Source organism: Flavobacterium rhizophilum (genome assembly GCF_046000485.1).
Lineage (GTDB): Bacteria > Bacteroidota > Bacteroidia > Flavobacteriales > Flavobacteriaceae > Flavobacterium > Flavobacterium rhizophilum.
In genome coordinates this window covers 60518-76117 of sequence record NZ_JBELQB010000013.1, presented here as the reverse complement: position 1 = coordinate 76117, position 15600 = coordinate 60518, and the positions used below count along the sequence as shown (strand labels likewise).

At 39.2% G+C, this 15600-nt stretch carries 12 protein-coding genes; 9 read left to right on the top strand and 3 right to left on the bottom strand.

The window, feature by feature from the left end; translation table 11 throughout:
* The first annotated feature begins 204 nt into the window (after positions 1-204).
* Complete coding sequence (gpmI, locus tag ABS768_RS15375) at positions 205-1725, top strand: 2,3-bisphosphoglycerate-independent phosphoglycerate mutase (RefSeq protein WP_408075836.1); 1521 nt, start codon at positions 205-207, stop codon at positions 1723-1725.
* 53 nt (positions 1726-1778) lie between these two features.
* On the opposite strand, the gene ABS768_RS15370 is transcribed toward gpmI, so the two are convergent.
* Positions 1779-3053 carry an acetyl-CoA hydrolase/transferase family protein gene (locus ABS768_RS15370; RefSeq protein ID WP_408075835.1) on the bottom strand — a complete coding sequence of 425 codons (1275 nt, stop codon included), beginning with the start codon at positions 3051-3053 and terminating at the stop codon, positions 1779-1781.
* Between the two features lie 127 nt (positions 3054-3180).
* Between ABS768_RS15370 and map the strand changes: the two genes are divergently transcribed.
* Both map and ABS768_RS15360 read left to right on the top strand, forming a co-directional pair.
* Complete coding sequence (gene map, locus ABS768_RS15365; protein WP_408075834.1) at positions 3181-3999, top strand: type I methionyl aminopeptidase; 819 nt, start codon at positions 3181-3183, stop codon at positions 3997-3999.
* Entirely contained in the window at positions 3999-4766 is a 768-nt protein-coding gene (locus ABS768_RS15360; RefSeq protein WP_408075833.1) for a class I SAM-dependent methyltransferase, read from the top strand. Before map ends, ABS768_RS15360 begins: the two co-directional genes overlap by 1 nt.
* Here ABS768_RS15360 and ABS768_RS15355 read toward each other — a convergent pair.
* Entirely contained in the window at positions 4763-7573 is a 2811-nt protein-coding gene (locus ABS768_RS15355; protein WP_408075832.1) for a M16 family metallopeptidase, read from the bottom strand. The two genes, ABS768_RS15360 and ABS768_RS15355, sit on opposite strands and share 4 nt — an antisense overlap.
* Before the next feature lie 168 nt (positions 7574-7741).
* Here ABS768_RS15355 and ABS768_RS15350 point away from each other — a divergent pair, with 168 nt between their 5' ends.
* The 3 genes from ABS768_RS15350 to pruA all read left to right on the top strand — a co-directional run bounded on the left by ABS768_RS15350 (position 7742) and on the right by pruA (position 11237).
* The gene (locus ABS768_RS15350; protein WP_408075831.1) at positions 7742-9004 is read left to right on the top strand and encodes a type IX secretion system plug protein; all 1263 of its coding nucleotides are present in this window, start codon (positions 7742-7744) and stop codon (positions 9002-9004) included.
* A gap of 102 nt (positions 9005-9106) precedes the next feature.
* On the top strand, positions 9107-9493 hold the full coding sequence (apaG, locus tag ABS768_RS15345; protein WP_035135027.1) for a Co2+/Mg2+ efflux protein ApaG: 387 nt from the start codon (positions 9107-9109) through the stop codon (positions 9491-9493).
* Positions 9494-9605: 112 nt separating this feature from the next.
* Entirely contained in the window at positions 9606-11237 is a 1632-nt protein-coding gene (pruA, locus tag ABS768_RS15340) for an L-glutamate gamma-semialdehyde dehydrogenase (protein WP_408075830.1), read from the top strand.
* 41 nt (positions 11238-11278) lie between these two features.
* Here the strand turns inward: pruA and rsmG are convergent, their stop codons facing one another.
* Positions 11279-11908, bottom strand: coding sequence for a 16S rRNA (guanine(527)-N(7))-methyltransferase RsmG (gene rsmG / locus ABS768_RS15335; protein WP_408075829.1), 630 nt, complete (start codon positions 11906-11908; stop codon positions 11279-11281).
* 117 nt (positions 11909-12025) lie between these two features.
* Between rsmG and ABS768_RS15330 the strand changes: the two genes are divergently transcribed.
* From ABS768_RS15330 to purT, 3 genes are read left to right on the top strand one after another with little or no spacing between them, the layout of a single operon-like run.
* Positions 12026-13120 carry a fatty acid desaturase family protein gene (locus ABS768_RS15330; protein WP_330443723.1) on the top strand — a complete coding sequence of 365 codons (1095 nt, stop codon included), beginning with the start codon at positions 12026-12028 and terminating at the stop codon, positions 13118-13120.
* Between the two features lie 31 nt (positions 13121-13151).
* Positions 13152-14336 carry a pyridoxal phosphate-dependent aminotransferase gene (locus ABS768_RS15325; protein WP_408075828.1) on the top strand — a complete coding sequence of 395 codons (1185 nt, stop codon included), beginning with the start codon at positions 13152-13154 and terminating at the stop codon, positions 14334-14336.
* Between the two features lie 57 nt (positions 14337-14393).
* Positions 14394-15560, top strand: a complete 1167-nt coding sequence (purT, locus tag ABS768_RS15320; RefSeq protein WP_408075827.1) for a formate-dependent phosphoribosylglycinamide formyltransferase — start codon at positions 14394-14396, stop codon at positions 15558-15560.
* Positions 15561-15600 lie beyond the last annotated feature (40 nt).

The following is a 15600-nucleotide window of genomic DNA, read 5'->3' as shown; positions in this document are numbered from 1 at the left end:
TCTATTATATTTTTAATAATAAAAAGTTAATTATTGCGATTTACCTAATATTATACAAAGACCTTACCAAAAAGCAAAATAATTCAAATTTTATAAAAATATACTCAAATTTAACATTTATATACCCACCTACCTCAACACATTTTAATTGAAAATAGTACTTTTAACGAAATTTAATTTAATCCGCAGAAATTATAATAAGTCATGAATAAAAAAGTAATCCTCATGATACTTGACGGTTGGGGTAAATCTCCAGACCCAAAAGTATCTGCAATAGACAATGCAAACACCCCTTTTATAGACAGCCTTTATACCAAATACCCAAATGCAAGCCTTCGTACCGACGGACTTAACGTAGGTTTACCGGAAGGACAAATGGGTAACAGTGAAGTAGGACACATGAACCTTGGTGCAGGCCGTATTGTATACCAGGACCTCGCAAAAATTAATCTGGCAGTACAAAACAAAACCCTTAATACCGAAAAACCACTTGTAGATGCGTTTAACTACGCCAAACAAAACAATAAAAAAGTACATTTTGTAGGATTGCTTTCTAATGGTGGTGTACACTCGCACATTGACCACCTTAAAGGACTGGTTGATGCTGCTCAGGAAGCCGGAGTTAACCACTCATACATCCATGCTTTTACAGACGGACGTGACGTTGACCCTAAATCAGGACTTGGTTTTGTTACCGATATTGAAAAATACATTAAAGATACCCCTACCCAACTGGCATCGATAGTAGGGCGTTACTATGCCATGGACCGTGATAAGCGCTGGGAAAGGGTAAAACTGGCTTACGACCTGTTAGTACATGGTTTAGGAGTACCTAGCACCAATGCAGAACAAAGCATACAGCAAAGCTATAACGAAGGTGTTACAGATGAGTTTATAAAACCGATTGTGATGACCGAAGACGGCACTAACCCTATTGCCATTATTGAGGAAAACGATGTGGTTATCTTCTTTAACTTCAGGACAGACAGGGGAAGACAGCTTACCGAAGCACTTACCCAAACTGATTTCCACGAGCAGAACATGCACAAAATGAACCTGTATTATGTTACCATGACCAACTATGATGACAATTACAAAAATGTTCATGTGATTTATGATAAGGACAACCTAACCGAAACTCTTGGCGAGGTAGTTTCCAAAAATGGCAAAAAACAAATACGTATTGCCGAGACAGAAAAGTATCCGCACGTAACCTTCTTCTTTTCCGGTGGCCGTGAAGAACCTTTTGAAGGCGAATCAAGAATACTTTGTGCATCTCCTAAAGTTGCAACTTATGACCTGCAGCCTGAAATGAGTGCTTACGAACTTACTAATGCCCTAGTGCCTGAACTGAAGAAAAAGGAGGTAGATTTTGTTTGCCTTAACTTTGCTAACGGGGATATGGTAGGCCATACCGGTGTTATGGAAGCCGCTATTAAAGCTTGTGAAGCAGTAGACGCCTGTGTAAAACAGGTTATTGAAACAGCTTTAGAAAATGATTATACTACTATAGTAATTGCCGATCACGGTAACTGTGATACTATGGTTAACCCTGATGGCAGTCCTAACACGGCACATACCACTAACCCGGTACCTATTATTTTAGTAGACAAAGACCTTAAGCACGTAAAAGACGGTATACTGGGAGATATTGCTCCAACCATTTGCGAGTTAATGGGAATACCGCAACCGGAAGCTATGACACAACATTCATTAGTATCCTAATAACACAAAACCCTGCCACTTGGCAGGGTTTCTTTTTCAAAATTATCAATGCACTACATTCTTCTGAATGCTTCGTAGTAGCCTCTTTCAACAGATTCCCTATGGTCTGGATGGGCAATTTTAACCAGCTCCTTAACCCTTTGTCTCAGGTTTTTGCCATACAGGTCGGCTATACCATATTCGGTTACCACATACTGCACGTGTGAACGGGTAGTTACCACTCCACCTCCCTGTTTTAGGAATGGTACAATTTTACTGTCTCCGTTTTTAGTGATTGAAGGAAGTGCTATAATAGCCTTACCTCCGTCACTTAACGACGCTCCTCGGATAAAATCCATTTGACCGCCAACGCCCGAATACATTCGGTACCCAATGGAGTCAGCACTTACCTGCCCTGTAACATCTACCTCAATGGCAGAGTTAATGGCAATCATTTTTGGGTTTCTTCGTATTACCGAAGTATCATTCACAAAGGAAGATTCCCTCATTTCGATAAAAAGGTTATCATCAACAAAATCATACAGCCTTTTGGACCCTATAAGGAAGGTAGCCAGTGCCCTCCCTTTTGCCACTCCTTTATAATTACTGTTTATTACATTATTCTCTATAAGATCGATTACCCCATCTGAAAACATCTCGGTATGCAATCCCAAATCTTTATGATTTACCAGTTTTTTAAGCGCTGCGTTTGGGATAGAACCAATACCCATTTGCAGGGTACTTCTGTCTTCAATAAGCGATGCTACATATTCACCTATCTTGTCTTCCTGTTCATTTATTGGTGCAGGTTCATGTCCAAATAAAGGCACATCAACTTCAACCATATAATCGATTTCTGAAATATGAATCAACCCGTCGCCAAAAGTACGCGGCATATTAGGGTTAACCTGTGCAATAACCGTTTTAGCATTTTCTATAGCCGCCACCGTACCCTCTACCGAGACACCCAGTGAGCAATATCCGTGATTATCGGGAGGCGTTACATGAATAAATACCACATCAAGCGATAAAACCTGTTTCCTAAAAAGCCTTGGCAACTCACTCAAAAACACCGGAGTATACGATCCGTTTCCGGCAGCGATGGTATGCCTAACATTTTTACCTATAAAAAAGGAATTGACAAAAAAACTATCACTAAGTTCAGGGTTTGCATAAGGCGCATCGCCTTCGGTATGCAGGTGGCACACCTCCACATCACGAAGTTCTCCGGCCCTATCGGCAAGTGCTTTGGTTAAGACTCCCGGTGTGGCAGCCGCGGCCTGCACATACACCCTGTTACCCGACTGTACTGCTTTTACTGCCTCTTCGGCAGTTACATATTTTCCCATACCTAAAAAATTTACTGCAAAGTTATCGTCTCATAAATTTACAAAACATGACAAAACTCATGCTTTAAAGGGTATTAAAAATAATCCGATAGAAAGTTGTACTTTTGTGGCGGAAAAATTTTAGCATATGATTATCCAAAAGACCAGAGAAGAGATAGAACTGATGCGCGAAAGTGCCCTTATTGTTTCTAAAACATTAGGTATGATCGCCTCTGAAATAAAAGAAGGGGTAACTACCCTTCACCTTGACAGACTTGCAGAAGAGTTTATTCGTGACCACGGTGCAGTACCGGGATTTAAAGGACTTTACAACTGTCCGTCAACCCTGTTAACCAGCGTTAACGAACAGGTTGTACACGGATTACCTACAAATAAGCCTATTGAAGACGGTGATATTGTATCGGTAGACTGTGGCGCTCTTAAAAATGAGTTTTACGGAGACCATGCCTATACATTTGAAATAGGTAATGTTGCCGAAGAAACCCGCAAGCTTTTAAAGGTTACTAAAGAATCACTTTACATAGGTATAAGAGAATTTAAAATGGGGAACCGCGTGGAAGACGTGGGTCATGCCATACAACAATATACCGAAGGTCACGGCTATGGTGTAGTTAGGGATCTTGTAGGCCACGGCCTTGGAAGAAAAATGCACGAAGATCCAAACATGCCTAACTATGGTAAACGCGGACGTGGTAAAAAGTTCATTGAAGGTATGGTGGTTGCCATTGAGCCTATGATTAATATGGGTACTAAAAATGTAAAACAACTTAAAGACGGCTGGACAATTGTAACTGCCGATAAAAAGCCAAGTGCACACTTTGAGCACGACGTAGCCCTTGTAAATGGCAAACCAGAACTACTTTCTACATTTGCTTATGTATACAAAGCTTTAGGAATTGAGTCTAACGAAGAAGATGAGTTTAGGGCTGTACCTTTAGTGCTGTAATGAAAAAACTGTTTAAATTAGTACTCAATACCATACCAAGGCCATTGCTTATTAGGTTAAGCTATGTGGTTAGACCTGTAGTTGCATTAGCCTTAAAAGGTAATACATATACCGACCCGATAGACGGCAAAAGCTTTAAAAGCTTTTTGCCGTACGGTTACGGGCATCAGCGTAATAATGTATTGGCACCCGGCACCCTTTCACTCGAAAGGCACCGCCTGCTATGGCTATACCTTAAAAATGAGACTGATTTTTTTACAGGTCACAAAAAAGTATTACACTTCGCTCCTGAACAGGCTTTTTACAAACGCTTTAGGAACCAGAAAAATTTAGATTACACTACTACCGACCTTAACTCTCCCCTTGCAGATGTTAAGGCAGATATATGCAACCTTCCGTTTGAGGATAACAGCTACGATTTTATACTGTGCAATCACGTTTTGGAACACATTCCAGATGACACCAAAGCCATGCAGGAGCTGTACCGTATAATGAAACCGGGAGGCATGGGGATTTTCCAGATTCCGCAGGATTTGAACCGCGAAACCACTTTTGAGGACAACTCCATTACCGACCCAAAAGAACGTGCCAGAATATTCGGGCAGTATGACCATGTTAGGGTATACGGTCGTGACTATTTTGACAAGTTAAGAAGTATCGGTTTCCGTGTTGCGGAAGAAGATTATACAAAAAAAATCGCCCCAGCTGATGTGGAGCGATTTTGTCTTGCAAAGGGAGAAATTATCCCTGTTTGTTATAAAGATTAATTTGTCTCTTCAGGCATAAGCATTCCTATAACTTTATCTTTAGTCAGGTATTTTTTGGCTACTTTCTGCACCTGTTTAGCTGTTACAGCCTTTATCCTTTCTTCCAGAGTGAATATTCTTTCAGGACTTGTATTATCCGTCCATTGTGAAGTAAGGTAACCTAACCAAAACCTATTCTGTTTAATGCTCTCTTTATAATCCAGAAGTTCTCCCTCCTTATATTTAATAAGGTCTTTTTCCTCAGGGCCGTTATCAACTATCTTTTGCACCTCCTGTAAAGCCATTTCTGTAAGCTTTTCAGCATTCTCCGGCCCACAAGGGAACGTAATATTGAACCTGAAATTTTCTACCGGAAACTTATCCATACTACCGCCAGCGTTTATACCATAAACACCACTTTCCTTTTCCCTTAGCTCTTCCAGTAATTTAATGGTTAATATTTTACCTAAAGCATTTAGAGCCATTGCTTCTTCGGGGTCATATTTAACATCACCATAATACATAATGGTTACATTACTTTTTGGATCTGTCCCTTTATTTACTACTTTTTTATGGGAACCTTTTATCTTCCTATAACCTAAATCAACTGCTTTCTCTCTTTTTTCAGAAGATGGCAGTGAAGCAAGATATCTTGATGCAAAATCCTCTATAACATTATCATCAATATTACCTATAAAGAAAAACTCAAAATCGGCAGCATTAGAGAAACGCTCTTTAAAAACATCATAAGAAAGCTTATAGTCTATATTCTCCCATGTCTCATCATCAGGTATAACCTTTATAAACCTTGGATCGTCTTTATACAAGAAAGAATAAAACTTCTGACGGAAATAATATGCAGGCTGTGAAAGCAAGTTTTTTGTAAAGCCGCTTTGTTTTTGCTTATAGCGCTCAAAAGCTTCCTCGTCGTAGTTAACGTCTGTAAAATAAGCATATACCATTTGGAACATATATTCCATATCCTTAGGGGTAGAACTACCTGATAACATCTCGGTATAACTTGAAATCATTGGTCTTACAGAGGCTATTTTACCAGTCATAAACTTATCAATTGCATTTTTATCAAGACCGGAAAAACCAGCTTCATTAACAGCAGCAAAACCCAAATAAACTTTCCTGTACTCTTCATCGCTTACCAGATTAGAACCTCCGTAGCTAATAGCTCTCATTAAAACCTCATCATTTTTAAAGTCGGTTTTTTTATAGGTAACCTTAGCTCCGTTAGAAAGGAACAATGTAGTAGTACCTAACTTGTCATTCGTTTCTTTTTTAACAACACTACCCGCCTTTACCTCATTCCTCAACAGGCTTGTCGCAACAGGCTCATCCTCGTATGCTGTAAGATTACCGGCATCAACATTAAGAACTTCAAGAACTTCAGCCTCGGTAGGTTTTTTTAGCCCTTCCTTCTCTGGCCCGGTAAATACAACTACTCTGTTATCATCTTTAAGGTAATCATTTATAAGCCCGTTAATATCATTTAATGATACCTCATCTATCAGCTTTTGTGCAGCATTATAAATCCATTCAATACCCGGAACAGGTGTTTTATTAAGGAAATTTTCCTGGTATTGACCTACATAATAGGAAGAATCTTCTTTGTCCCTATCATTATACTGAGTTTCAAGCATAGCATAAAACTCGGTTTTCGCCCTGTCAAGTTCACCCTGCGTAAACCCGAACTTTTTAACTCTTTCATTCTCCTCAACCAAAACCCTTAGAGCATCCAGCTGCTTGTCTTCCTGAGTCATCGCAAACGACTGATAGGCTTTTTTTGTCTTAGCCCACGTTTCACCATGATACGTGTAACCAAAAACAAAAGGAGGGTTTGGTTTATTTGTAAATTCATTTAATCTATTGTTAAGCATGGTAGAAAAAAGCATTTCTGCCAATTCTTTTTCCATATCACTAACAGTCTCCATAGGCTTTGGCTCACCATGATCCTTATACATTAACTGCACCCTTGTACCCGAAGCTTCTTTATCTGTTTCTATGGAAACAAATGTTTGTTCATGATTAGGAACATCAAATACCTTTCTCGGACGTTCATTTTTAGGATTCTTATAGGATGAAAAGTGTTTCTTCACTTTCTTTTCCATCTCATCCACATCAATATCACCTACTACAATAACCGCCATAAGATCCGGTCTGTACCAGTCTTTATAGAAGTTTTTAATCTTATCGTAAGTAAAGTTTTCCAGTATTTCCTTTTTACCAATAGGTAAACGGTTTGCATAATGCGACTTATACATCACCTTTGGCATAAACTGCTTTCTCATTCTGTCATCAGCCCCTAAGCCCAGTCGGTATTCCTCCAGCACCACTCCTCTTTCTTTATCAATCTCTTCGGGAGTAAGTACTGCATTAAAAGCCCAGTCTTCTATAATACTAAAACCTTTTTCAAGTTTTTCGGGATCATCAGAAGGGATTGGAAGAAAATAGACAGTCTCATCAAAACTGGTATAGGCATTAAGATGCTGTCCAAACTTAACCCCTATACTTTGCAGGTAATCAACCAGTTTGTTTTTAGGGAAGTTTTTTGTGCCGTTAAAACACATGTGTTCCATAAAGTGGGCAAGCCCCTGCTGGTCATCATTTTCCAGAATTGACCCTGCGTTAATCACAAGCCTTAAGTCTACTTTATCTTCCGGCTTATTGTTTTTCCTGATGTAATAGGTAAGTCCGTTTTTAAGTTTTCCGGTTCTTACATCAGGGTCCAGGGGAATCGGGCTGTCGCCCTGAAGATCCTGAGCTGTCCCTAACAAAGGCGCAGCAACAAGGAACATCCATAGTCGAAGGTGTTTCATTTTAAAATATTTAGTTGGTTTGACTTAATAACTTTAAAACATTGGTTTTATTGTATTGTTTTCCACAACAGGCATTTAAATAAAATTTTAAGGCACAGGTTTTGATAAACAATACTATGATATAATATATTTGCTATATTTACTACCCTTATAAATAGTAATTAAGACATGCTTAAAGCCCGTTTACGACTTATTTGTCTCGTTTTCCTTATACAGTTATCATATGCTAATGCCCAGGTATTAGAGGAAATTGCACCACCTTACAACATTAAAACAGCCTCATTTATGCAAAACGGGGAAAATGTATATCCGTTTTTCAGGCTGGGTGAAAATTTCACCTTCGCTTTTGATGACCTTTTTGGAAACGAAGCTAATTACTATTACACACTTACACATTGTAATTACGACTGGACCAAGTCACAATTAACCGTAAACGAATACATTTCGGGCTTTGACAACCAGCGTATACAAACCTATCAAAACTCATTTAACACACTGCAAATCTATTCGCATTACGTGTTATCGTTCCCTAATAAGTTTACACGTATACAACTTACAGGCAACTATATACTTAACATACTTAATGAGGACAGAGAGGTTATAATGTCTCGCCGTTTTGTAGTATATGAAGAAAAAGTATCGGTTCCGTTACAGGTAAAAAGAGCTAGAGGAATGGACGAAATTCAGGAAAAACACAATATGGATTTTGCCGTTAAAACCAATGCCTTTATCTTCCAGATGCCACTGCAAAACGTTAAGGTTGCCCTTTTCCAAAACGGAAGGTTTGACAATGCTATTTACAATGTAAAACCACAATACACCATAGGCAACGACCTTATATACAAATATGACAAGGAAACCCAGTTTTGGGCAGGTAACGAATACCTTTACTTTGACAACAAAGATATTCGTAACGCCGTAAATAATGTGCTTAGGGTAACCGGCGGTGAGATTTACAACAATATTTTATATGCAAATGAAGCCCGAGGCAGTAAACCATACACTTACTACCCCGATATTAATGGCAACTTTGTAACTAACAACAGCAACCTGAATGTTACCGACGTAACACTGGAGGCTGATTATGCCTGGGTTTTCTTTAAGCTGAGCGCACCTGCCTATTTTGAGAAGGATGATATTTATATTGGCGGCATGTTTAACAACTATGCCAAGACCGATGAATACAAAATGGAGTATAACGAAAAAACAGGCATGTATGAAAAAGCTGTTATGATAAAACAGGGCTTTAACAACTACATGTATATCCCTGCTAACTCTAAAGGAAAAGTAAATGGAAAGGCATCTCCCGACGGGAATTTCTTCCAAACGGAAAATGATTATAACGTAATTGTATACTACAGGGAAAACAACGAACGTTATGATAGGGTGATAGGTTTTGGACAAGCCAATTCTGAAGACATTATCAATTAGAAATCAACAACTTAAAAAATATTTTTTGTTAATTTAATATCCTGAATGAAACTACAACAATATTAAATTCGTATTTTTGTTTAGAAAACGCTGTGAAAATTTATGGTTACACAAATTACAAGAGGCATAAAAATATCTGTTTCTACTAGTTTTGAAGGTACTTACTTTAAGAACTACAAGATTCATTTTGCCTTTACTTATGAGGTAACTATAGAGAACCAAAGCAAAGACTCTGTACAGTTAAATTCCCGCCACTGGGAAATTTACGACTCCCTTAATGATATTGAAGTAGTAGACGGCGAAGGTGTAATAGGCAAAAAACCCGTACTAAAACCCGGCGAAAAGCATACTTACAGCTCAGGCTGCCTGCTGGCATCTCCTTTTGGAGCCATGAGAGGCTACTTTAATATGATTAACTTTACCTCAACAAGAACTTTCAGGGTAATAATACCTACTTTCAGGCTTAGTGCTCCTTTTGCACTTAATTAGTATATTTTCAGGCATAAGCATTTATTGATGATTTTTTTGCAATTAAAGAGCAGAATATTTCCGTATATTTGCATTACTAAAAATTTTTTAATTGCTTAAATTATAAATTATTATGCCAAAAGGAATATACAATGTACCCGAGGCTTTTAACGAACCTGTTAAATCGTATGCTCCGGGAACTCCCGAAAGAGAACAGGTTCTGGCCACTTTTAAAGAACTTTACAACAGTAGTGTTGATGTGCCTTTATACATTGGTACGGAAGAGATCCGTACAGGTAAAACCAAAACAATAAACCCTCCTTTTGACCACAAAAAAACGGTAGGTACTTACCACGAAGCCGAAAAGGAACATGTGGTAAAAGCTATTGATACTGCACTTGCTGCCAGAACAAAATGGGCTGCAATGGCATGGGAACAAAGAGCTTCTATATTCCTTAAAGCTGCCGACTTGCTTGCAGGCCCGTACCGTGCAAAAATAAACGCAGCTACCATGATAGCTCAGGCTAAAACTGTTCATCAGGCAGAGATTGATGCAGCTTGTGAGTTTATTGATTTCCTTCGTTTTAATGTAGAGTTCATGACTCAGATATATGCAGAACAGCCTGTATCTTCAGACGGTATATGGAACAGAATGGAACACCGCCCGTTAGAAGGTTTCGTTTATGCAATTACTCCTTTTAACTTTACAGCTATCGCTGGTAACCTTCCTGCCTCTCCTGCCCTAATGGGTAATGTAGTGGTGTGGAAACCTAGTGCTGCTCAGGTATACAGTGCTAACGTAATTATGGAAGTGTTTAAACTTGCAGGATTACCTGACGGTGTAATTAACATGGTTCACGGTGACCCTGTTATGATAACAGATACTCTTTTAGAAAGCCCTGATTTTGCAGGAATACATTATACAGGCTCTACAGCTGTATTTAATGGTATTTGGGCAAAAATAGGCAACAATATGGGTAAAGGTATTTACAAAACCTACCCAAGAATTGTAGGTGAAACAGGTGGTAAGGACTTTGTTATCGCCCACCCGTCATCTATCCCTGCACAGGTAGCAACAGCGCTTTCAAGAGGTGCTTTTGAATTCCAGGGACAAAAATGTTCGGCTGCTTCAAGAGCTTACATACCTCAGTCAATATGGCCGGAGGTTAAAGAAAAACTTGTTGCCGATATTGCTTCAATGAAAATGGGTTCTCCTGAAGATCTTTCAAACTTTATCACTTGTGTTATCCACGAGGGATCGTTTGATAAGCTTACAGGTTATATTGATGCTGCTAAAAATGCTTCGGATGCCGAAATCATTGCCGGTGGTAAATATGACAAATCAGTAGGTTACTTTATAGAGCCAACAGTTATTTTAACTACAAACCCTCAGTATGAAACTATGCATACTGAACTTTTTGGCCCTGTATTAACTATATATGTTTATGAAGATGCCAAATGGGAAGAAACACTTAAACTTGTAGACCAAACTTCTCCATACGCATTAACGGGAGCTGTTTTCAGCCAGGACCGTTATGCTATAGAGCAGGCTGCAAAAGCGCTTGAAAACTGCGCAGGTAACTTCTACATCAACGATAAACCAACAGGTGCCGTTGTAGGACAACAGCCTTTTGGTGGTGCGAGAGCATCGGGAACAAACGACAAAGCAGGATCTGTACTGAACCTGTTACGTTGGGTTTCTCCAAGAACAATCAAGGAAACTTTTGTTCCGCCAACAGATTACAGATATCCTTTCTTAGGATAATACATAAAACCAAAAAAGGCTTCCTAATAGGAAGCCTTTTTTTATACTTTATATTTCATTGCCAGGTGCACCACCTTTTTGGTCTCAAAGAATTCATCATCAAAATAATCGGAAAGATTATAAATTGTAGTTCTCTGGAAAACAGAAAGCTCTTCTGTAAGGTCGCCACCTTTTAGATATAATATACCGTTAGGTAAATCATGATTCTGATCCTTTTTGACTTTACCCCTAACCCATTTTACAAAATCAGACATATTAGTCACGGCACGGCTCACAATAAAATCGAACTCCTCGTTCACTTTTTCGGCACGCATCTGTTCAGCTTTCACATTAGTAAGACCTAAAGCTTCAGCCACACCGTTTACTACCTTTATTTTTTTGGCAATAACATCAATAAGGTAAAACTGGGTTTCAGGAAACAGTATAGCTAGTGGTATTCCCGGAAAACCTCCTCCGGTCCCCACATCCATAACCTTTGCTCCCGGTTTAAACTCCATAACCTTTGCAATACCAAGTGAATGCAATACGTGTTTTGTATATAACGACTCTATATCCTTTCTGGAAATCACATTGATTTTTGAATTCCAGTCGGTATAAAGTTCTTCAAGTTGTGCAAACTGCTCCTTCTGCCTCTCGGTAAGATCAGGAAAATATCTAACAATCTCCTCCATTAATTTTAATTTTAGACAAAAGTAAGCATTTTGAATGCTAATTTTTACATCATTTTTTTCGTTTTGCAATTCATTAATAACTACCTTTGAAGCCCTTGGATTTCAACTATTAAGACAATGAATATCAATACTCCCGTTTTTTCAAAAAACGACTCAATAAAATTTTTCAGAACACTAAACAAACGTGTAAACGAATACTTTAAGGAAAATAACCTTAAAAAAACAGGTAACTGGAAACTACACCTAAAAACAATTATAATGTTTACCCTGTTTTTAGCACCTTACTTTTTAATACTTACGCTTAACATGTCAGTATGGGTACAGCTGCTACTAACCATTGTTATGGGTGTAGGAATGGCTGGTGTAGGAATGAATGTAATGCACGACGGCAACCATGGTTCCTACTCGTCAAAATCATGGTTAAATCAGTTTATGGGCGGAAGCATTTATGTTTTGGCAGGTAACGTATACAACTGGCAGGTACAGCACAATGTACTGCATCATACTTACACAAACATTCACGGTCATGACGAAGACCTTGATGCAGGAAGGATAATCCGTTTTACACATAGTGCAACATGGAGAAGGTTCCACAAATTTCAACACTACTACTCTATTTTCCTATATGGTTTACTAACCTTTAACTGGGCTATTACTACCGATATAAAACAGATGAGAAGGTACATTAAAAAAGGGCTTTCTTACGGTAAATTCCAAAGTCCGGTAAAACAATGGACAGTACTGGTAATTACCAAACTTATTTATGTTATTATCTGGCTTGCCATCCCAATGATTTTAGGAATCACATGGTGGAAAGTACTTATAGGTTTCTTTGTAATGCACTATACGGCGGGGCTTATACTAAGCGTTGTTTTTCAGCTGGCACACGTAGTGGAGGAAACAGACAATCCAATACCGGGCGAGAATGGTGAAATTGAAAACACCTGGGCTATACACCAGCTATACACCACAGCAAACTTTGCTCCTAAAAACAAAATTGTAAACTGGTTTACAGGAGGCCTAAACCACCAGATTGAACACCATATTTTTCCGAATATAAGCCATGTCCATTATGGGGCTATCGCAAAAATCGTAAAACAAACTGCAAAAGAGCATAACCTGCCTTACCATGAGTTCAAAACCATGCGCAGCGCCATTGCAGCACATTTCAGGCATTTAAAAGAGCTGGGAATGAAACCGGCATTAAATTAATATTTTACAGTCAATTAAATACAGTAGAACGATGAATCAGCTTTCTGACAGGATTAATAATCTGTCTACCTCACAAACGCTTGCTATGGCAGCAAAAGCCAGAGAGCTAAAAGCACAGGGAAAAGACATTATAAGCCTTAGCCTTGGCGAACCGGATTTTAATACTCCGGACTTTATTAAGGAAGCGGCTAAAAAAGCCATTGACGAAAATTACAGCGCATACCCTCCGGTAGATGGTTATGTGGAGCTTAAAGAAGCTATATGTAACAAATTTAAAAGAGACAATGGGCTTGAATACAAGCCTTCGCAAATAGTAGTTTCTACAGGTGCAAAGCAATCGCTATATAATATTGCACAGGTAATGCTTAACGATGGTGACGAGGTTATACTGCCTGCTCCATACTGGGTAAGCTATGTAGAGATCGTAAAACTTTCGGGAGGTGTACCGGTAGAAGTACCTACATCTGTTGAAACCGATTTTAAAATGACTGCCGAACAGCTTGAGGCTGCTATCACACCCAAAACAAAAATGATGTGGTTTAGCTCACCTTGTAATCCTAGTGGTTCTGTTTACGACCGTGAGGAACTTACAGCTATCGCTAAAGTATTAGAGAAACATCCTAATATTTTTGTAGTATCTGATGAGATCTATGAACACATTAACTATTCCGGTACATTTTGCAGTATAGCTTCTATTCCGGGCATGCTGGAAAGAACAATTACTGTAAATGGAGTTGCTAAAGCATTCGCCATGACAGGATGGAGAATTGGTTACATAGGAGCACCTGAGTTTATTGCTAAAGCATGTACTAAAATACAGGGACAGGTAACAAGTGGCGCAAACAGTATTGCACAGCGTGCTACAATCGCTGCTGTTGAGGCCGATCCTTCTGCTATCAAATATATGGTTGATGCTTTCCACAAACGTAGGGATTTAGTAGTTAACCTTGTAAAAGAAATACCGGGCTTTAAGATTAATGTACCTGAGGGAGCATTTTATGTTTTCCCTGACGTGTCTGAATATTTCGGGAAAACCATAAATGGTGTTGAAATTAAAAATGCAGATGACTTTTCTATGTACCTACTGGAGCACGCTAATGTGGCTACCGTAACCGGAGATGCATTTGGTAATCCTAACTGTATCCGTTTTTCTTATGCAACGAGCGAAGATCAACTGATTGAAGCCATACGAAGAATTAAGGAAGCACTTGCTTAATACAAAATACTGCCCTGCCCAAAGCAGGGCTTTTTGATTATATACATAACAAGTAATATGCAAAAAAAAATACTTTTATTAGGTTCGGGAGAATTAGGTAAAGAGTTTGTAATCGCAGCACAGCGTATAGGTCAAACCGTTATTGCGGCAGACAGTTATGCAGGGGCTCCGGCAATGCAGGTTGCCGATGCTTTTGAGGTTATCAATATGCTGGATGGCACCGCACTGGATGCCATAGTTGCAAAACACGATCCTGATTTTATAGTTCCTGAAATTGAAGCCATAAGAACCGAGCGTTTTTACGATTACGAAAAACAGGGTATTACCGTAGTACCATCGGCTAAGGCAGCTAATTTTACAATGAATCGTAAAGCCATACGAGATCTTGCTGCAAAAGATCTTGGCCTGCGTACTGCTAACTACCGTTATGCTACATCGGCAGATGAGCTTCAAAAAGCCGTAAACGAAGTAGGCATGCCATGTGTGGTTAAGCCATTAATGTCATCTTCAGGTAAAGGACAGTCTACCATCAAAACTCAGGAAGATATCGAGAAGGCATGGAAGTATGCTGTAGAAGGTTCACGCGGTGACGTGGTGGAAGTAATTGTGGAGGCTTTTGTAAACTTCCATTCAGAAATCACCCTACTTACCGTAACACAAAACAATAACCCAACCCTGTTTTGCGCACCTATAGGCCATAGGCAGGAACGCGGAGATTACCAGGAAAGCTGGCAGCCGGCAAGGGTTAGCGATAAAGATATTGCTGAAGCTCAGGACATGGCACGTAAAGTGACAGAAGCCCTTGGCGGAGCAGGTATATTTGGTGTGGAGTTCTTCCTTACGGATGAGGGCGTGTACTTCTCTGAACTTTCCCCAAGACCGCATGACACAGGCATGGTAACGCTTGCAGGAACTCAAAACTTTAACGAGTTTGAACTACACCTTAGAGCCATACTAAGCCTGCCAATACATGAAATCACCTTAGAAAGAACCGGTGCAAGTGCTGTTATACTGGCATCTGAAAATAGTGATAATCCTACTTTTACAGGTGTAGAAAAAATCGCTGCCCTTCCTAAAACTGATTTCAGGCTGTTTGGAAAACCTACCTCACGTCCGTACCGCAGGATGGGTGTATCCCTTACTTATGATACTACCGATACACCTGTGGAAGAAGTAGTGGAAAAAGCAAAAGCAGCGGCTGCATTAGTTAAGGTTCATGCATAAATAAGTAAGCTATAAATAATTTACTTATAACAGAAAAAAG